Genomic DNA, 259 nt, shown 5'->3' with positions numbered 1-259 from the left:
CTGGGTTGATAGGCCGGATCTGGAAGCACCGTGAGGTGTGGAGGTGACCGGTACTAATAGGCCGAGGGCTTGTCCTCAGTTGCTCGCGTCCACTGTGTTGGTTCTGAAACCACGAACAATCAGACCGTGTTGGTCACCGGTTGGTTGTCTGTTTCATAGTGTTTCGGTGGTCATAGCGTAGGGGAAACGCCCGGTTACATTTCGAACCCGGAAGCTAAGCCTTACAGCGCCGATGGTACTGCAGGGGGGACCCTGTGGG

Annotated in this window: 1 rRNA gene; it reads left to right on the top strand. The window is 56.4% G+C overall.

The window, feature by feature from the left end:
* Positions 1 to 162: 162 nt before the first annotated feature.
* Positions 163 to 259 (top strand): 5S ribosomal RNA (gene rrf, locus IE94_RS37450); the annotation flags it as partial.

The sequence above is a fragment of the Streptomyces violaceorubidus genome (assembly GCF_000717995.1).
GTDB classification, from domain to species: domain Bacteria; phylum Actinomycetota; class Actinomycetes; order Streptomycetales; family Streptomycetaceae; genus Streptomyces; species Streptomyces violaceorubidus.
The sequence above is the reverse complement of the archived record's forward strand: the minus strand, read 5'-3'. Positions and strand labels throughout refer to the sequence as shown.